At 33.6% G+C, this 19541-nt stretch carries 18 protein-coding genes; 3 read left to right on the top strand and 15 right to left on the bottom strand.

The window, feature by feature from the left end; translation table 11 throughout:
- The 10 genes from ACFSR1_RS16400 to ACFSR1_RS16355 form a co-directional block, all read right to left on the bottom strand.
- Nucleotides 1-1595: DUF3857 domain-containing protein (locus ACFSR1_RS16400; RefSeq protein WP_378294100.1), on the bottom strand; the 1595-nt coding region annotated here is incomplete at its 3' end.
- A 16-nt stretch (nt 1596-1611) separates the two neighbouring features.
- On the bottom strand, nt 1612-3528 hold the full coding sequence (locus ACFSR1_RS16395; protein WP_378294099.1) for a DUF3857 domain-containing protein: 1917 nt from the start codon (nt 3526-3528) through the stop codon (nt 1612-1614).
- 25 nt (nt 3529-3553) lie between these two features.
- Nucleotides 3554-4006, bottom strand: a complete 453-nt coding sequence (gene dtd / locus ACFSR1_RS16390) for a D-aminoacyl-tRNA deacylase (protein ID WP_378294098.1) — start codon at nt 4004-4006, stop codon at nt 3554-3556.
- A gap of 54 nt (nt 4007-4060) precedes the next feature.
- Complete coding sequence (rsgA, locus tag ACFSR1_RS16385) at nt 4061-5014, bottom strand: ribosome small subunit-dependent GTPase A (protein WP_378294097.1); 954 nt, start codon at nt 5012-5014, stop codon at nt 4061-4063.
- 50 nt (nt 5015-5064) lie between these two features.
- Nucleotides 5065-6147: a chorismate mutase gene (locus tag ACFSR1_RS16380; RefSeq protein ID WP_378294096.1), complete on the bottom strand. Its 1083-nt coding sequence runs from the start codon at nt 6145-6147 to the stop codon at nt 5065-5067.
- Between the two features lie 45 nt (nt 6148-6192).
- On the bottom strand, nt 6193-7041 hold the full coding sequence (locus ACFSR1_RS16375; protein ID WP_378294095.1) for a prephenate dehydrogenase: 849 nt from the start codon (nt 7039-7041) through the stop codon (nt 6193-6195).
- A gap of 12 nt (nt 7042-7053) precedes the next feature.
- Nucleotides 7054-8250 carry a pyridoxal phosphate-dependent aminotransferase gene (locus ACFSR1_RS16370; RefSeq protein ID WP_378294094.1) on the bottom strand — a complete coding sequence of 399 codons (1197 nt, stop codon included), beginning with the start codon at nt 8248-8250 and terminating at the stop codon, nt 7054-7056.
- Nucleotides 8247-9077, bottom strand: a complete 831-nt coding sequence (locus ACFSR1_RS16365; protein WP_378294093.1) for a prephenate dehydratase — start codon at nt 9075-9077, stop codon at nt 8247-8249. Before ACFSR1_RS16365 ends, ACFSR1_RS16370 begins: the two co-directional genes overlap by 4 nt.
- Before the next feature lie 348 nt (nt 9078-9425).
- Complete coding sequence (gene kbl, locus ACFSR1_RS16360; RefSeq protein WP_378294092.1) at nt 9426-10613, bottom strand: glycine C-acetyltransferase; 1188 nt, start codon at nt 10611-10613, stop codon at nt 9426-9428.
- Nucleotides 10614-10669: 56 nt separating this feature from the next.
- The gene (locus ACFSR1_RS16355) at nt 10670-11644 is read right to left on the bottom strand and encodes an NAD-dependent epimerase/dehydratase family protein (RefSeq protein ID WP_378294091.1); all 975 of its coding nucleotides are present in this window, start codon (nt 11642-11644) and stop codon (nt 10670-10672) included.
- 185 nt (nt 11645-11829) lie between these two features.
- On the opposite strand from ACFSR1_RS16355, the gene ACFSR1_RS16350 reads away from it, so the two are divergent.
- From ACFSR1_RS16350 to gldA, 3 genes are all read left to right on the top strand, one after another.
- The gene (locus ACFSR1_RS16350) at nt 11830-12294 is read left to right on the top strand and encodes an Lrp/AsnC family transcriptional regulator (protein ID WP_378294090.1); all 465 of its coding nucleotides are present in this window, start codon (nt 11830-11832) and stop codon (nt 12292-12294) included.
- Nucleotides 12295-12402: 108 nt separating this feature from the next.
- Nucleotides 12403-12876, top strand: coding sequence for a cupin domain-containing protein (locus tag ACFSR1_RS16345; protein ID WP_378294089.1), 474 nt, complete (start codon nt 12403-12405; stop codon nt 12874-12876).
- Nucleotides 12877-13100: 224 nt separating this feature from the next.
- Nucleotides 13101-13994, top strand: coding sequence for a gliding motility-associated ABC transporter ATP-binding subunit GldA (gldA, locus tag ACFSR1_RS16340; RefSeq protein ID WP_378294088.1), 894 nt, complete (start codon nt 13101-13103; stop codon nt 13992-13994).
- Nucleotides 13995-14014: 20 nt separating this feature from the next.
- On the opposite strand, the gene ACFSR1_RS16335 is transcribed toward gldA, so the two are convergent.
- From ACFSR1_RS16335 to metF, 5 genes are all read right to left on the bottom strand, one after another.
- Complete coding sequence (locus ACFSR1_RS16335; RefSeq protein WP_378294087.1) at nt 14015-14419, bottom strand: response regulator; 405 nt, start codon at nt 14417-14419, stop codon at nt 14015-14017.
- Nucleotides 14406-16331, bottom strand: coding sequence for a PAS domain-containing protein (locus ACFSR1_RS16330; RefSeq protein WP_378294086.1), 1926 nt, complete (start codon nt 16329-16331; stop codon nt 14406-14408). The genes ACFSR1_RS16335 and ACFSR1_RS16330 overlap by 14 nt, the downstream gene beginning before the upstream one ends.
- 305 nt (nt 16332-16636) lie before the next feature.
- Nucleotides 16637-17386, bottom strand: coding sequence for a head GIN domain-containing protein (locus ACFSR1_RS16325; RefSeq protein WP_378294085.1), 750 nt, complete (start codon nt 17384-17386; stop codon nt 16637-16639).
- Nucleotides 17383-18480 carry an acyloxyacyl hydrolase gene (locus ACFSR1_RS16320; RefSeq protein WP_378294084.1) on the bottom strand — a complete coding sequence of 366 codons (1098 nt, stop codon included), beginning with the start codon at nt 18478-18480 and terminating at the stop codon, nt 17383-17385. The genes ACFSR1_RS16325 and ACFSR1_RS16320 overlap by 4 nt, the downstream gene beginning before the upstream one ends.
- A 50-nt stretch (nt 18481-18530) precedes the next feature.
- Nucleotides 18531-19484: a methylenetetrahydrofolate reductase [NAD(P)H] gene (metF, locus tag ACFSR1_RS16315; RefSeq protein WP_378294083.1), complete on the bottom strand. Its 954-nt coding sequence runs from the start codon at nt 19482-19484 to the stop codon at nt 18531-18533.
- Between the last annotated feature and the right edge of the window lie 57 nt (nt 19485-19541).

Raw genomic sequence — 19541 nt, 5'->3', positions numbered from 1 at the left:
ACTGTAAAATCAAATTGTTCACTCACTCCTTTTCCGTATTCATTAACACCTTTTACAGTATATGCATCCAATTCTGTGATTCCAAATTTTTTCTCAAAACGTTCCGCTTTACTTTCATCATCTTTGACTGCATTTACCACTCTAAAATTATGTGCTAAATAGTCTTTATGATTTACGCTTACTCTTCCTTTTGCCACTGCCTGATCATCAATTTCACATTGTAACCTATATGCTTTTACAGAAGGTTTAAGAGGTCTAAAATCTACCATTTGAGAAGTCCCGTTTTTAGCAATTACTCTTCCCATTCCTTGAATAATCCTATCCGGTAAAACATTGGGCACCCCATATTTATCTGTTGCATCTAGATAAAGTACATCTCCGTCTGCCAATTTAACACGGCTAATTACGTAGTTAAACCCATCAATGGTTGGAAATAGTGAAACGACCTTATCACTGGTACTACAAATTACCGGATTTGCATCAATACCTGCATAAATGAGCATAGAAGTAAGCATTAGATTGATTTCGGCAGCACTACCCGTATTCTCTTTGTACGCTTTTTTAGTCCCTGTATTTGTAAAAACACCTCTTCTTTTATTCCAGGTTATTTTTTTCTTCACATAATCGTAAATTTTTACAGTCTTATCCAATTGATTATTCACTCCATTGAGTAATTTATCTATATCTGCTTGATAATAATTGCTTCTTTTAAGTTCATCTCCAAAATTAGGACTTTTGTAAATCGTTTTAGCCACATCTTCCCAAGTAGTAGATCGGTAATCTATAGGACGATTGGGGAGTTTTACATAAGATAGTTCATAATTAATAGAGGATATATAGTTATTTATGTTTCCCGAAAATGGTTCCTCCTTAAACGCTGGTACATTTACAGAATTAATTTTATATACTGATATTCCATAATCAGTTCGGTTATTATTCTGTGAGGACCAGACTATGAAATCTCTAATACTTGATTCCTTCAGGTTTATTGGCAAGTAGCCAGTCGTCATTTTCTTGAAATTAAAATATTCCGGTATTTTAACCTTAACATCTAGCTTTTTGATGGGAATTATTTGTTGCAAATAAATCTTGTCTATGTTAAAAAGAAATGGTGAAGTTATTTTATACTTATACTCAATTACAGAACCTTCTTGTAAGGATGGCATCGTAAATTTTACTTGATCCAAGTTTTCAGAATATTCATTTTTGAATATACCCTCTTTCTTCAACTTAGTTTCTACAATCTTATTTCCGTTGTAAGAATATGTAGCTCCTTTTAGATTACTAATTTTTTCTCTATTACCTCCTTGTTTATAAAGAAAAACCTCTTCACTGGCATAATCAAATCCATTTTTATCATACAATTTTACTCGTTTAAAAACTTCCGTAACCAACTGAAAACCGTAAGATTTACCGTATTCGATACTTACTTTTTTATTTTCATATAGAATCACCGCATTTGCAACACTATCGATCTTATAAGATTCTTCCAGTAATTCCTCTTTGGAGACTTTACCAAACTTATACTCCTGTGCAATTATATTAGTCGATACTATCAGAAATACAATTGTTACTATTTCATGTAATTTTCCCATTGTTATTAATTAGTTGTTATTGTTGTTTCAGTACTATTTTTGTTTTATCTGTATTACGAATCTTAGTCATGAATTGTCTATATTCTTCGTATTTTTCTTTTGGGTATCCCCCATCTTTTATTTTTAGTTTCCTTGTGAATTTTAACCGTGATTCATCTAACTTTTCAAGGTGGTAAGAATAGGTCCCGAAAATAGTTTCGAATACTTTTTCTTCGGGAAGTTTATTAACCACATAGCCCGATGGTATATTGATAATATATTCATCTGAATCTACATATCCTCTGGAAATGACTAATGGAGTTTTTCTATCCTTGTACTTGGGTTTTTTACTTTTTATTCGGTTAAAGGCATTAGGCATCAACAACAATCTGCTACCTGTTTTAGTTGCGTAATTTCTGGCATTCACTTTTAATTTTTCGTGGTAGCTAATATTATCCTTATCATCTTTTAGATCCAAAGAAAGGATATTTAGATTATTTACATAATCCCAATATTCTTTATAGTACAACTTTTGATCTTTTACCGGCTTTAGTTTTGTTAAATACCTCCAATCATATTGCAAGCCTTTAGAAACCGCTGTTATATCTGCTACAATCGATGCATCGGGCTGTAAGAAAATTGTAGCTGTAGTATGTAATGTATTTTCTTCTGGCTTGTATTTTTTGGTTCTTTTGATTTCTCCACCATCTGGCTTAACCACAAGCACATTTCTGTCATCAGTAAAATCCCCTATAAAATTAAAAGGAGCTGTTTGACTCGTGCATTCTAACCATATATCTTCTTCTTCATCGGGTATGTTTAGGATCACATGATTTCCTTGCATAGAAGCAAAATCAGCATCAATATCTCTTTTATCAGAATCCCCATAGACTACGGTATAATACGCTGGAATATCTTGAGTTTCCAAGAGCGCTTTTGTATAATTTGTTAAGGCTTTACAATCTCCATAACCTAATCGGTCTACATCTTCTGCCATCATAGGCATCCATCCACCTATACCTAACTGCACACTTACATATCTGGTTTTGTTTTGAACATATTCATAGATGATTTTTGCTTTTTCTTTTTTAGAACCTGCATTTGCTACTAATTCAGAAATCTTACTAATGACTGATTCGGGTAATTGATCTCTTCCTGATACTAAATTTTGATATTGCCATTTACCCATACTTGTCCAATCATCCGCTGCGCCTTCGACATTAACTAAAGAAAAGTTCCCTAAGGTTATTTTCCCGTTAGGCGCTATATCTTTAAAAGACGGGCTTTTATATTCTTTTCTTAAAGCCGAAACCTTAGATAAAACATAGGTAATTTCTTGATCTCCTTTTGTAATTTCTATAGGATACCCATCAAATGCTTTCTCCTTTGTTCTTAGCGGAATTTTTGCTGGATTCACTACCTGATACGAAGCTTTTTCAACACTAAGATGGTAATTTGCTATCGGAAACCACGGTTCTATGAATGCAGTATTTTTACTTTCGACTTCACTTTCATAAACCATTGTATAGGGATAATCAACGGGTGTATGATCAAAATATATAAATCGATTATCTCCAATTAGAGAAAATCCATCATACATACTTCTATCACTAAAATCTTTTCTCTTAAACTTTTTAATTTCTTGCCCTAAGGCATTATAAACAATAGCTCTAACTTTTTTAATTTTGGTATCCGGATCATAAGGTTCATAAGAATCTGCATGACGGTTTCCATATTTGTTTAAAACCGTTACAATACGTTTTGTTTTTACGGTTACAGAGTTTATAGAGTTGATTTCAATCACTATATCCTCTGATCTTACAATCGCATTTGCATTTTCAGTGAGGGTAGAATCTATAAGTATGGCCTGTAAACTTAGATCACCTTGAGCTTGTGTTCTTGCTAAAACACATAGAAAACCCACAACTAGGAGTAGTTGTATTTTTTTAATCATATAAAATTTATTTTGGGGTGGTTTGTTATTCTCTGTTTTTTGTATCAATTATAATAGTTACCGGTCCGTCGTTAAGAAGTGATACTTTCATATCTGCTCCAAATACACCAGTTCCAATATTTTTGCCTAATTCTAATTCTAGTTGTTTTACAAATTTCTCATACATAGGAATCGCTATTTCAGGTTTTGCCGCTTTTACATAGCTTGGTCTGTTTCCTTTACGTGTACTAGCGTGCAATGTGAATTGACTTACAACAATTGCTTCTCCATCTATATCCTTAACACTTTTATTCATTATACCGTTATCATCCGCGAATATTCTTAACTTACCTATTTTACCCGTTAACCACATAATGTCTTCATGAGTATCTTCTTGTTCAATACCAATCAGGATTAAAAGCCCACGAGCTATTTGTGAAACCTTTTCTCCTTCAACTTCTACAGATGCTTTAGAAACTCTTTGAATTACCGCTCTCATTATGTAAGTGTCTTAAGAGAAGAAAATGTTACCATCGAAATGCAAAAAAATAGATTAATCTTCATTATCGTAATTATTTTTCCTGTAATGCTCTTCTTCTCCTTCCAAAATTTGTAGGTAACTTTTATACCTGGACCAAGGAATTTGTTCGTTATCCAAGGCATCTTTAACCGCGCATTTAGGTTCATTAATGTGAAGACAATTATTAAATTTACATTGCTCCTTAAGTTCAAAAAATTCAGGGAAATAATCACCTAGTTCTTCTTTATCTATATCTACGATACCAAATCCTTTAATACCGGGAGTATCAATAATCTTAGCATCAAAACTAAGATCGTACATTTCTGCAAAAGTAGTTGTGTGTTGACCTTGCTGATGCTGGTCGCTAATCTCTGCAGTTTTAAGAGATAAATCAGGTTCTATCAAATTAACCAAAGTAGATTTCCCCACACCACTATGTCCGGAAAACATACTAACCTTACCTTTCATTAAGGCTTTCACCTTATCAATATTCTTACCCGTTTTTGCAGAGATTCCTATACATTCATAACCTATTTCCCTGTATAAAGCTGCTAAATATTTGATTTCCAAAAGTTCATCTTCGGTATAGGTGTCGATTTTATTAAATAGCAGCACTGCTTTGATATCATACGCTTCTGCCGTTACCAAAAAACGATCAATAAAAGTTGTAAATGTTGGTGGATTATTTAGTGTAATTAATAAAAAAACCACATCAATGTTTGCAGCAATGATGTGGGTTTGCTTTGATAGATTGACCGATTTTCGGATTATATAATTACGGCGTTCTCTGATATTTTCGATCACACCGGTTTCTGTATCATTCTTAGTTTCTAACTTAAAATCTACTATATCACCAACGGACACAGGATTGGTACTTTTAATACCTTTTATCCTAAATTTACCCTTTATTCGGCACTCGTACACCTTACCGTTATCTGCTTTTACGGTATACCAACTTCCGGTAGATTTATATACAGTTCCTGTCATAACCGCAAAGATGCAAATAAATCTCTATACGCAATAAGCATTCTGCATATTTAAGATCTAGCAACTTTTTCCTGATGATTGATTGATTCCTGGTGAATGGCTTTGTATATCCTTAAAATAAATTCCTCGCTCAATCCTTTTTCTTCTCCTTCAAGTATCATTTTACCCAAAATTTCATTCCAACGTTTGGACTGCAAAATAGCTACATTTTGTTTTGCTTTCGCTTTACCAATCTCGTCTGAAATTTTCATTCTTTTAGATAAAATATCTAATAATTGGTTGTCCGCTACATCTATTTTTGCACGCAATTCATTTAAGGTTCTTTGGTAAGCCTCATCTACGCCAACTTCTTTACGAATTTTCAAGTCTTTCATATGCTGAATTAAAGTATCCGGTGTAATTTGCTGTGCAGCATCACTCCAAGCATTATCGGGATCATAGTGCGTTTCTACAATTAATCCATCAAAATTAAGATCCAACGCTGTTTGTGAAAGATCAAAGATCAAATCTCTTCTACCTGCAATATGGGATGGATCCAAAATCAAAGGTAAATCCGGAAAACGATTTTGTAAATCAATCGGTATCTGCCATTCTGGAATGTTACGATATTTTGTCTTTTCATAAGTCGAAAAACCTCTATGAATTACTCCTAGATTTTTGACATCGCAGGTATACAAACGTTCTACAGCACCCAACCAAAGAGATAAATCAGGATTGATTGGATTTTTTACAAGAACAGGATTATCAATTCCTCTACAAGCCTCTGCAATATCTTGAACTATAAACGGAGAAACTGTACTTCTTGCTCCAATCCATAAAACATCTACGCCGTGTTCTAATGCCAGTTCTACGTGATGCGGATTTGCTACTTCTGTAGCTATTTTCATCCCCGTTTCTTCTTTGGCGCGTTGCAACCACTTTAAGCCTAAAGCACCAACTCCTTCAAAGTTACCCGGTCTTGTTCTCGGTTTCCAGATTCCTGCACGTAAAACGGTAGCATCAGAATCTTTTAGTTGATGCGCAATTTTTACCACTTGTTCTTCGGTCTCTGCACTACAAGGACCTCCAATAACCAAAGGGTGATCCAAGTTATATTCGTCCAACCAGTTTCTTAGTTCTTTCTTATTCTCCATCTCTATTTTTTAATTCTTTATTAGTATTAGTTTTAGGTGGTTATTTTATGATATTCCTTTCAGAATTGCTTTTATATGATTCGTATCTTCCATTTCTTTATAAATCTCGACAAAATTATCCTCTTCCATTAATTCTTTAAATTGTATAAGATTTGCAATATATTCATTTAAAGTTTCGATGACATTCGCCTTATTATGTTTAAAAATTGGCGCCCACATTTCTGGAGAACTTTTTGCCAATCGAACGGTAGATGCGAATCCACTGCCAGCCATATCGAAAATATCCCTTTCATTTTTTTCTTTTTCAATCACAGTTTTCCCAAGCATAAAAGAACTAATATGAGATAAGTGCGATACATATGCTATATGTTTATCATGGGAAGCAGGGTCCATATAACGAATTCTCATTCCTAATCTGGTAAAAATTTCCATCCCCTTTTCCTGTAGTTTAAACGCTGTTTTTTCTACTTCACAAATAATATTGGTTTTCCCTCTATACAAATTCGCAATAGCTGCTTGAGGTCCAGAAAACTCAGTTCCGGCAATAGGATGTGCTGCCAAATAGTTTCTTCTTTTAGGATGCTCACTTACAGATTGACACAACTTCTCTTTTGTAGAACCCACATCAAACACTAGACACTCATCATTAATTTTATCTAAGATTTCCGGTAACAGTTTAACGGTAACATCTACAGGAATTGCTGTAATGACAACATCTGCTATATCTAACTCTTCTAAGTTTGATTTTTTATCGATCAGACCTAAAGAAATGGCCTTATCAAGATGTTCCTCACTTTTATCTACACCATAAATCACTGCTTCATTAAAAGCAGCTTTGATATCAATAGCAAATGATCCTCCGATTAACCCTATTCCTATTACGAATACTTTCATACTATTTACCAGTTACGATTTTTGATTTATAATACTATTATTCGCAAGTTGTAATTCTTCTTTTTTAAATCTTGCAATTGCTTCTTTTATATTTTCTTTAGTTACGCATAATGAAAAACGAATGTATCCTTTCCCGTTACTTCCAAAAATATCACCCGGAGTTATAAATATGTCTTTGTTATACAAGATATTATCAATAAACTCCATAGCATTAATTCCTTTTGGTAGTTTTGCCCAAACAAACATTCCTGTTGCGGTTTTATCATAAGTACATCCAAGAATTGTAGCTAATTCCCAGATCAACTCTCTTCTTTCTCTATAGATAGTATTCATCTTTGTATACCAACTATTAGAAATGTTTAATGCAACAATGGCTCCTTTTTGGATTCCCTGAAACATTCCACTATCCATATTGCTCTTGACTTTAAGAATCGCTTCAATTTTATCGTTGCCTCCACTTACCATTCCTACTCTCCATCCAGCCATATTAAACGTTTTGCTCAAGGAATTTAATTCTAATGCTACTTCTATAGCACCATCAATCGACAAAATACTTATAGGACTATCATTTAAAATAAAGCTGTATGGATTATCTTTTACCAGCAAAATATTATGCTCGCGTGCAAAAGCAATTAGTTTTTTAAACAATTTAACATTTCCATTAGCTCCGGTAGGCATATGAGGGTAGTTAATCCACATGATTTTCACCTTGCTCAGATCTCTCTTAGACAAAGCATCAAAATCAGGCTCCCATTCATTATCAGCTACTAAATCATAGAATATAGGTTTCGCACCCACCAAATTGGTAACGGATGTGTACGTTGGGTATCCAGGATTAGGAACCAATACCTCATCACCTTCATTCAGATATGCCAGAGATATGTGCATAATCCCTTCTTTGGACCCCATTAACGGTAAAATTTCGTTTTCTGGATTTAAAGTTACATCGTATTTATTCTTGTAAAAATCAGCAATAGCTTGTCTCAATTCTGGTAATCCCTGATAGCTTTGATATTTATGAGCACCATCAACAACCACCGCACTTTGTATTGCCTGCACCACTTCTTTAGGCGGATCCAGGTCAGGACTACCTATAGCCATATTCAAAATAGGTTTTCCTGAGGCTGCCAAAGCCCTTACTTCACGTAATTTTTTAGAGAAATAATATTCCTCAACTGTTTCTAAGCGTTTTGCCGTCTGAATGCTCATCCGTTCTGATTTTTATATTCTCCTAAAATTTTGAGTTCTAAAGCCATGATTTTTAATATTGAAATGGCCTTTTGATAATCTTCATACTTATTAAAAGTCACATCCACAAAAAATGAATATTTCCAAGGCATATCGATTACAGGCAATGACTGAATCTTTGTTAGGTTCAACCTACAATCACTCATTACATTAAGTACCGTAGCCAAACTTCCTCTTTTATGATCCGTCAAAAACTTTAATGATGCCTTATTAATTTCTTCTTTATCAACACCTGAGTCCTCTTTAGTGTGAAGTATGAAAAATCGTGTACTATTCGATTTAATTGTTTGTATTTCTCTTGCCAAAATATTCAGATTATAAATATTGGCTGCTGTTTCGCCAGCCACCGCGGCAACACCCTTTAATTGTTGTTCCTGAATTCTTTTTGCAACATCTGCAGTATCCGCATCTTCCACTAATTTAATATGGGGTTGTCCTCTAAAAAACTCTTTGCACTGCAGTAACGCCATAGGGTGAGAATACACCTCTTTTATATCAGAAATCTCTTGCCCCTCTAAAGCCATCAAACAATGATGAATGGGTTGAAAATATTCTCCACAGATCGTTAAATCATGCTCATCGATATACGCATAATTAGGAATTATCGATCCTGCTATAGAATTTTCTATAGCCATTACAGCATCTGTACTTTTCTTATTTTCCAAGCTATGAACCAATTCTTGAAAAGACATACATTCATCTACATCCACTTCGTTGCCAAAATATGCTTGCGCTACTCCGTGGTGATAAGAACCTTTTATTCCTTGTATGGCGACTTTCTTCCTCAAACGTTTTAAATTTTTGTCTCAAAAAAAAATCCCGACGTTACATCGGGATTCTAGTTTTATAAATTTTGCTTATTTATTTACATAGCGTTCCCGATCTTACTTTTAAAATAAAAGAAGAAAAAATAAAATCGATTCCAAGTAAACAAATTGCTCATTGTTGTTTCTTTATTACGTTGCTAAAGTAGCTAAAACTATGACTATACAAAATAAATTTTCATTTTTTTCATCGATTCAAACCTATTATCATTAAATATCAAATTTTTAATCAAAATCAATGAAATATTTTAAAAAAATGATACAGTATAGTAAGAATCTTCTAAGTTTTCAGCTACTAACAAACGTTAGTAATTATATTACTCCCAGCTCTTTACCTACTTTTGTAAACGCTTTTACGGCTTTTTCCAGGTGTTCGCGATCATGAGCTGCTGACAATTGCACCCTGATTCTAGCTTTACCCTGCGGAACCACTGGATAGAAAAACCCGATAACATAAATACCTTCATCCAATAATTTAGCAGCAAACTCTTGCGCTAGTGTCGCTTCATATAACATCACAGGAACAATTGGGTGATCCCCAGAAACGATATCAAATCCTGCAGCTGTCATTTCTGATCTAAAATACTTGGTATTTTCCTCTAATTTATCTCTAAGTGCTGTCGAGGAGCTCAATAAATCCAACACCTTTATGGAGGCACCTACTATTGATGGGGCTACCGTGTTAGAAAACAAATAAGGTCTGGAGCGTTGTCTTAGCATCTCTACGATTTCTTTTCTGGCTGCTGTAAATCCACCTGAAGCTCCTCCAAGAGCCTTACCATAAGTCCCGGTAATAATATCAATTCTACCCATGACATCTCTATATTCGTGAGTTCCTCTCCCCGTTTTACCGAGAAAACCGGTAGAATGACATTCGTCTATCATCACCATTGCTTCATATGTATCGGCTAAATCACAAATTTTATCTAATTGAGCAATCGTTCCGTCCATCGAGAACGAACCATCTGTTACAATTAATATTCTCCTAGATCCTTTAGCAGATTTTAATTGCTTTTCCAGATCTACCATATTATTATGCTCGTATCTAAAACGTTTTGCCTTACACAAACGAATTCCATCTATAATAGAGGCATGATTTAGAGAATCTGAAATGATGGCATCTTCTGCAGTAAGAATGGGTTCAAAAAGACCGCCATTTGCATCAAAAGCAGCAGCATACAGGATACAATCTTCCATTCCTAAAAATTCTGCTGTTTTACGCTCCAATTCTTTATGGATATCCTGTGTGCCACAAATAAAACGCACTGAAGACAATCCATACCCGTGAGAATCAATAGCATCTTTACCAGCTTTTATTACATCCGGATGAGACGAAAGACCTAAATAGTTATTTGCGCAAAAATTTAAAACATGTTTTGTATTCGTAGTATCTATTTCTGCTCCTTGAGGAGTTGTTATTATTCTTTCGGATTTGTATAATCCTGCTGATTTAATATCATCCAGCTCTTTTTGTAAATCGTCTTTTATATTTGAAAACATGAGTGTTTTATTATTGATTTCTATTAATTTATTTTTTATCTATAAACAGATATACTCTAGAGCATCAAAATTTCTTTATTTCTCGAACCCTTTCTGTATTTTTCTTGTAATTTTTGAATCATTACTTCAGTAATATCGTCCAAATTAAACTGTGATTTCCAACCCCAATCTTTTTTTGCAGCAGCATCATCGATTGACTTTGGCCATCTAGAAGCAATCTCTTGTCTAAAATCCGGTTTATAGTTTACTTTAAAATCAGGATATAATTTACGAATTTCATCAACAACTTCGCTTGGTGAAAAGCTAATTCCTGAAATATTATAAGAAGTCCTTACCGTAATATTTTCTTTTGGAGCTTCCATTAGTTCTATAGTAGCTCTTATGGCATCATCCATAAAAATCATAGGAAGTGTAGCGTCTTCTTTCAGAAAACAATCAAAATCTTCTTTTAATACTGCTTTATGGTAAATGTCTACCGCATAATCCGTAGTTCCTCCTCCTGGTAATGATTGATAACCAATAACTCCCGGATACCGAATAGATCTTATATCCAGACCATATCTAAGGAAGTAATACTGTGCCCAGTTTTCTCCAGCAGCTTTACTCATACCATAAACTGTCGCCGGATTAAGATATGCATCATCCGGAGTATTGTTTAAAGGAGCTCCTTCTCCAAAAACTGCTATCGAACTCGGAAAAAACACACGATCAATGTTATTATTTCTAGAAACTTCCAGCACATTGAATAATGTTTTCATATTGATATCCCAAGTTGACAATGGCGTTTCTTCACCTTTAGCAGATAGAATCGCAGCCAAATGATAAATTTGTGTAATCTTATGTTTTGTTACAACCTCCTCAATTCTATGAATATCTGTGGCATCAATTACTTCAAACTTTCCTTTGGATCCTTCAGAGCCTTTAAGATCCGATGCAATTACATTCTCATCACCAAATTTATTTCGCAATTCAGATGTAAGCACAGATCCTAATTGTCCGTTAGCGCCAATTACTAAGATTTTTGTATCCATATTTCCTGTCAAAATTTTAACACTTATAAGCGTTATTTACTTACTAAAATAATAATAGCAACTTTTATATCCGAAAAATCATAAAAACTAAGTAATTATTCCTGCTTAATAATATTTTAAAAGTTATATTTACTTCAATTTAATATGTAATCCTATATTCTGAAGTAATTTTTCAACCTAATTTTATGGAGCAATTAGATCAAATAGATATCACGATCCTGAGAATTCTGCAAAGAGATTCTAAAAAAACAGCAAAAGAAATTGCTACGATTCTTAATCTAACACCTTCTCCTGTTTATGAACGAGTTAGAAGATTAGAGAAACAAGGTTTCATAAAAAAATATGTAGCAATTCTAGATAAAAAACTAATCAACAAGTCAGTTACAACGATTTGTCAGGTATCTATGCGTTACCATAATGAAGCCTTTATTGAAAAATTTGAAGAGCAAATCCAAAATCTGGATGAAGTTCAGGAATGTTATCATATGGCCGGACAGGTAGATTTTATATTAAAAATTCATACTCAAAGTCTAGAAGAATATCACGATTTTGTTAAAACAAAGCTTTCTAAAATTGAAAATATTGGTGTCCTCAACAGTACATTCGTTCTTAAAGAAATAAAACATACTTCTGAATTTTATATCGAATAATACAAGATGTATTTTTTCGTGAAATTCTTTTGCTCAAAGCGTTTTATGCCCAAATTAACAACAGATTACTGTCATTTTTCATTAACTTACTGTATTAATTATTTACTTATGAAAAAAGTAGTTAACATTTTACTATTGACATTTCCAATAATTATTATTTCTCAAAATTCTCAGTACAATATATCCTCCTATTTAGATGAAGGTTCGAAGGCTCCCAATACCCATTATATTGGAGAAGCGTGGTTAAATCCACTATTTCGTGCTGATGATGATTTAGGCTATCATATTACAAAAGCAACCTTCAGAGCGAACTCAACTTTGGATTGGCATAAACATTCATCACCACAAGTTTTAATAATCATAGAAGGCAAAGGATATTATCAAGAAAGAGGTAAAGAGCCTATTATTCTTAATGTTGGAGATGTTATAAAATGCAACAAGAGCACAGAACATTGGCACTCTTCTTCAAAAGACAGTCAGGTAACGTATTTAGCATTATATGCCGGGGATAAACCTACGATTTGGACTGAGGTCCTGACTCAAGAATATTATAATAATGTTGCTGAAAAGCTGAAAAAGTAATAAAATAAATAAACCGAAGATTATTTTAAATAACACTATTTTAATACGATCACTTTTCAAAAACAACAACCTGATGATTATCAAGTATATAGTTTGGTTTTTTTGTTTTTTGAAGCAAATCACTGCGAGTACTTAAGGATAAAAAATATAAATTTAATTTGATATCCATACAATAATTATTCATTTATGTACTTTTGAATATAATCGATTCATGATAGAAAACTATGTCAATTTCAGTTTCAAATATTTCCAAAATATATAATCAACAAACAGCCTTAGACAACATTTCATTTACAATAAAACAGGGTGAGATTGTGGGTTTTTTAGGCCCTAATGGCGCCGGTAAGTCTACGATGATGAAAATCCTAACTACGTACCTGGATCCTTCTGAAGGCAAAGCATCTGTAAATGGTTTTGACATACATACACAACCGATTGAAGTGCAAAGAAGTGTAGGATACTTGCCAGAGCACAATCCTTTATATCTAGAAATGTATGTAAGAGAATATTTAGCTTTTAATGCTCAGGTATATAAAATTTCGAAATCCAGAATTGAGGAAATAATTGAATTAACAGGCCTCACACCTGAAGCAAACAAAAAAATAAGTCAATTATCTAAAGGGTATCGTCAGCGTGTCGGGTTGGCTTGTGCATTATTACATGACCCAAAAGTATTAATCCTTGATGAACCAACAACAGGTCTTGATCCAAATCAACTAGTAGACATAAGGGAACTAATTAAATCCGTTGGCCGAGAAAAAACTATTTTTCTATCTACTCATATTATGCAGGAGGTGGAAGCCATGTGTGATCGAGTGATCATCATCAATAAAGGTGAGATCGTAGCAGATAAAAACCTCAATGAGATGATAGATCAGACAGATCAAATTGTAGAAGTCGAATTTGACTATAGAGTTGAAGAAGCTTTCTTATTGAAACTCGACAACGTAAAAAATGTTAAAAATATTCATGGGTTTATTTATCAACTTACATTTGACACCACAACCGATATGCGCTCTGCAGTTTTTGATTTTGCGCACGACAACGAATTAAAAATCCTTCAGCTTTCCAGAAAAAACAAGGATTTAGAGAGTTTATTTAGGGAATTGACTAAGTAATTCTATCACAAACATTAAATTTAGGTGGCGTTTTCAAAATCGTGCAACACCTCTTTTAGTGTTTCCATAGTAACCGGTTTTACAATATAATCGCACACATTCTCATATGATTTTGCTCTAAGCACATCTTCTGGATCCACGGACGAAGAAACTATATAAATTGTTATTTTCTTTGGACAAGGGATGTTAACAAACTCATCCAAAAATTGCCATCCATCTAATATTGGCATATTTAAATCTAACAAAATAACATCCGGAACATTTTGGTTCTCAGAGATAATAGATTTTAAGTTATCCAAAGCTTCCTTTCCATTTTTAAAAACCAAAAGAGTATTACAAAATCCAATAATCTTTATGATTCGTTTAATACCGAAAACAAAAATTGGATCATCATCGATTACACAAGCTACATCAATCTTTTTCATGTTTCATAAAAATTTTAAAAGTTGTCCCAGAATTCACCTTGCTTTCAACCTCAATTCTACCTCCAATAGCTTCTACCTGATTTTTAGTTATAAATAGACCAATACCTCTAGATTTTTCTATATTGGGATGAAAAGTTTTATACATCCCAAATAGCTTAGATCGATGCTTTTCCAAATCAATACCAAGTCCGTTGTCCTCAATACTTAACTCTATTTCTCCATATTTTTTTATAGCACTCAAAGTCACGTAACTATCTCTTTCTTTAGAACTGTACTTGATTGCATTTGTAATAAAATTAAGCAATATACTATCTAAATATGCAGGTATTGCTGACACATTAATACCTTCCTCTACTTCATTATTTATCTTTACATCGGACTCAATTGCAATAGCTTGAACACTTCTTGTAACCTCATCAATAGACTTTTTTAAATCCACTGAAACTAAACTTTTATCTATTGAGGTATTTATTAAAACAACTTCATTTAAATGCGATATAGTCTCAGATAAGTTTTGTGATGCGGTATTAAAAAGCTGAGCAATTTCGTTGTTTCTCATATCCGGATTCTCTTGAAAAAACAAATCCAAAAGCATTTCAAAATTTCCAGAATGTGATTTAAGATTATGCGAGACGATATGAGCAAAGTTTTTTAATCTCTTATTTTGATCTTCAGCTATCTTTAATAAAGATTTTAATTCTTCTTTTCTTTTTAACTTGGTTATGTCTGAAGTATAACACACTAAACCTCCTACTTTATTTTGGTCAGAATACCAAGGACATAATTCCCAAGACAACCATTGTACGGTACCATCTTTTCTTTCAATACATTCTTCGTCATTCTTAATAACTTCTCCTTCCAGACATTTCTGATAATTTGATTTCCATTTTTCGGCTATTTCAGGCAATACCTCGAAATGCGGTTTTCCAATAACATTTCTATCCTCAATACTATATACTTCGAACCATTTTTTGGAAGCTGCCAGATAGTTCATTTTAGTATCGAACATAGCAATTGCACTTGGAGTCTGTTCAATAAAAAGCCTATTTCGCTCAAAATCTTTTTTCTTCTGCGTAATTTCCTGATGCGATCCTATCATCCACTCCGGATTTCCTTGATCATCCCAACTTACTACACTACCCTTATCTAAAACCCATACATATTCACCATTTTTATGTTTCATACGAGCTTCGCATTCATAAATAGGAGTTTTTCCTGCAAAATGTTCTTGTAAGAGCTCATTTGATTTTTCCAGATCATCAGGATGAGAATATTCCACCCAAGTATTAATGGTAGTTGGTTGCAACTCTGAAAGAGAATAACCGATGATTTCTGCCCAGCGTTCATTAAAAACCGTTTCTCCTGTTTGCACATTCCACCGCCAGGTGCCTAAATGTGTTCCTTCAATAATATGCTCAAAATCGTTTATTTGTTTCCTTAGGTCTTCTTCTGCCTTTTTTATTTTCGTGATATCGGTGTGGGCTCCAAGCATTTTTCTGGGTACCCCATCATCATCCCGTAAAATTATCCCTCTACATTTAACCCAAACCGTATGACCCAATTTATGCCGATATCTAACTATTTGATCGAATGGATACGATGGATCCTGTGAATGTTTAGAAAAATTAGCATATACTCGTTTCAGATCTTCCTTATTAATAATATCTTGCCAAGCAGAAGATTTATGTGGCATTTCATCCGGGTCATACCCCAAGGTAATCCAGAATTTAGCATTCATCCACTCATTTTCAGGTTCATCTAAATCCCAAAACCAAAGACCATCCATTGCTGCTTCCTGCAAGAATTCAAAAATCGAACTATCCTGTTGGAGAAGACCATATAATTCTTTTTTTAAATAATTTTCTGTATCGCCTAAAAAAGGATTTACATCAACATTTTTTTTTCCTTTCATAACTCTTTTTATAAAACTTTAAACAGGAAAGATCCTACTGGAAGGGTCATATCAATTTATGAATTATTACCCATACCATACAACAACAAAACCACAATACTTTTGAGGTGTTAGCGTATCTGCTGATTTTCAAAGTTATTAATCACAAAAACTAAATTTAGATTAAAACACCTGAGAACATTAATTAAATCAACAAGTAAAGAGTATTTAGTAAAACCGAAAAGAATAAAGATTTCTGATCAGAAAAAAACAAACACTATAGAAACAACAAAAATTTAGTCAAAAAAGAGAATATTTCCCTGATATTATTGAAATATCAATCTCCCGGTAAAAAATTCTTCCACCTCAATATTCGGAGGGACATTCACTGAAATAACGTCTCCCGTACTTAGTATTTCTCCTACAATAGATTGCTGTGGATTCACAATTATTTTATTGGTTCCTCTATGCAAAATATCAACATTTTCCGCTACAAGCTCTGCCCCTTCAAAACGACCTGTTCCAGAGAAAAAACCAACATCTAGATTTACAACATTTCCTTTTATAAAAAAAGAAGCAATATTATTACCTACAACCTTTAAAATTTCACTATCTATTTCCATAGTAAAAGTACCAGTGGTATTCCCTCCGGTATCTTCGTTAAAGTCTTCCGAAGTCAAACTCAATGTAGGGTATTTCAGAACTCCATCAGAAGAAATATCAAATTGTGTAGCACTTCTAATTGCAGTAATATTGGGCGAGGTAACAAAAATTTTAGTTTGATTAAAGTCTCGCACAAAATTACAGTCGTTTGTATTACTCAAAACTAGGCGATCTCCTTCTACGACTGCGGAGACTTCATCCAACAAATTATCTCCGGTTTCTATAATAACAGAAGTGTCTTGTCCTTCTTTAAGAATCAACTCAACGTTTGGATTAACTAAAATTCTGGTAAAATCAGAGACCTCAACTTCTTGTCTTACAATATTTCCGGTTCTTTGGAAACAATCGATAGCATTTTCTGTATCGCAAGCGATTAGAAGTAAACCCACTATTATAAAAATTATTCTTTTCATAATCTGTATCCAATTGAAAATTCTACCGCCTCTGCTTTTGCCGCGTGCGATCTTACCGTAATCGATCCAAATATATTTTTATTAAAATAATAACGTGCTCCGAAACGATTATATACTTGCCCTTCGAAATCATAAGGATAATATATATAATAGCCTAATTGAGTGAGTATCGAAATTTTATTAATTCTCAATTCATGACCCAAAAACACCCCTACTCTTTTTGAATCTTCATCACCTGTTGTATCATCTCCTCTAAAATTACCTGTAGACCTAAAATCTATAAACCTTTCTAGAGCTTCAGAAAAAAACAATTCTGCTCCTAACTGAATACTACTCTTTTTATTGAGTCGCTTATCCGCAAATGCCCCTATGGTATAAAAAGGATATTGCCCGGATCCGACAACATCACTTTCATTAATTCCTCCTCTAAATATAAACCCATAACCAATAGATTCTGCTCCTTTGACAGCACCTTTTTCTTTTTCAACATATTCTGGATATTCGGTATCTAATATATAATTAAGACCTACATTAAAAACAAACGTATTCGTGCTTTTATTGGGTGCTTTAAAATTAGCATTTGAATAATGAATCACCCCAATTCCGGTTTGTATACCGAGTCCACCTATTAAATTTTCTCTTTTAAGATTTAACATTGCAAAAGTAGAGCTCATAAAGTGAGAACCATAGGCTACATTTCTAAAATTCTCATCCTGATCGTAAGGGTTTGTTGTATAAGCCAATCCTTGGCCTAATCTCAGCATTAAAATACGCTTAAAAAAATAAAAGTTGTAATGTGCATAGAGCCCATAGTTTTCACCCAAGAACTCGTTATCCATATTTTGATAGATAAATGACACTCCATAATCCGGAGAATTATACAATCGTTGCCATTCTTTAGTGCCAAAAGTTTTTCGATTCGCAGAAATTATTACTCCTGATGGATGCCCTGTAATCAAATGAGATATATCAGGATTGTGCTTTAGGATTGTTCCATAAAAGTTATTGATATCAAAACTATAATACTTCTTATCTTCTTGAGATTGCATAACATAGCCTAGAAGCACCAGTAATAAACAAATCCGTTTAATCATCCGGCAAATGTAAGATAGCCATATTAGGTTTCCAAAACCTTTATACGCTTTTAAAATACATTCTCTGCAATTTTCTTAATATTATCCGATTTCCCCATAGAATAATAGTGCAAAACAGGCACGCCATATTCCATCAATTCTTTAGATTGTTGTATTGCAAATTCAATACCTACTTCTCTTACTTCTTTATTGGTTTTACAGTTTTCTACCGCTCTCACTAATTCATCTGGCATATCCAACTTAAACACTTGTGGTAGTAATTGTAAATGTCTCTTTACCGCCACTGGTTTAATTCCTGGAATGATCGGTACGTCAATACCCGCTTCTCTGGCTTTTTCTACAAAGGCAAAATATCTTTTATTATCAAAAAACATTTGTGTCACCACATAATCTGCACCAGCTTCTACTTTGTCTTTTAATCTTCTAATATCAGAATCCATTGATGGCGCTTCCATGTGTTTTTCAGGATACCCCGCCACACCAATACAAAAATCAGATTGATTATCACTTTCTATTACTTCGTGAAGAAATCGACCATTATTCATATTTACGATTTGCTCTACTAATTCATTAGCATAACAATGTCCTCCTTGTGTAGGGTTAAAATACTTTTCTTCTTTCATTGCGTCTCCTCGTAAAGCCATTACATTATCTATACCTAAATAATGACAATCTACTAGCAGATACTCAGTTTCCTCTTTTGTAAACCCTCCGCAAAGCACATGTGGAATAGTATCTACATTATACTTATGAGTTATCGAAGCACAAATTCCAACAGTTCCCGGACGCATACGCGTTAACTTTTTATCCAACAACCCTTCTCTATCGATATAAATAAATTCTTCTCTTGAGGTAGTCACATCTATAAAAGGAGGATTAAATTCCATCAAAGGATCAATATTATCATAAAGCTCCTGAATGCTTCTCCCTTTTTGTGGCGGTATTAATTCAAAGGAAAACAAGGTCTTTCCTTTTGCATTTTTTATGTGATCTGTAACCTTCATTCTAAAATTTATTATTCTTATTTAATTTCATTTGGGCGTTCGGGCGGGCTACCCGCC

This window comes from Aquimarina rubra (assembly GCF_042684305.1).
Lineage (GTDB): Bacteria > Bacteroidota > Bacteroidia > Flavobacteriales > Flavobacteriaceae > Aquimarina > Aquimarina rubra.
The sequence above is the reverse complement of the archived record's forward strand: the minus strand, read 5'-3'. Positions and strand labels throughout refer to the sequence as shown.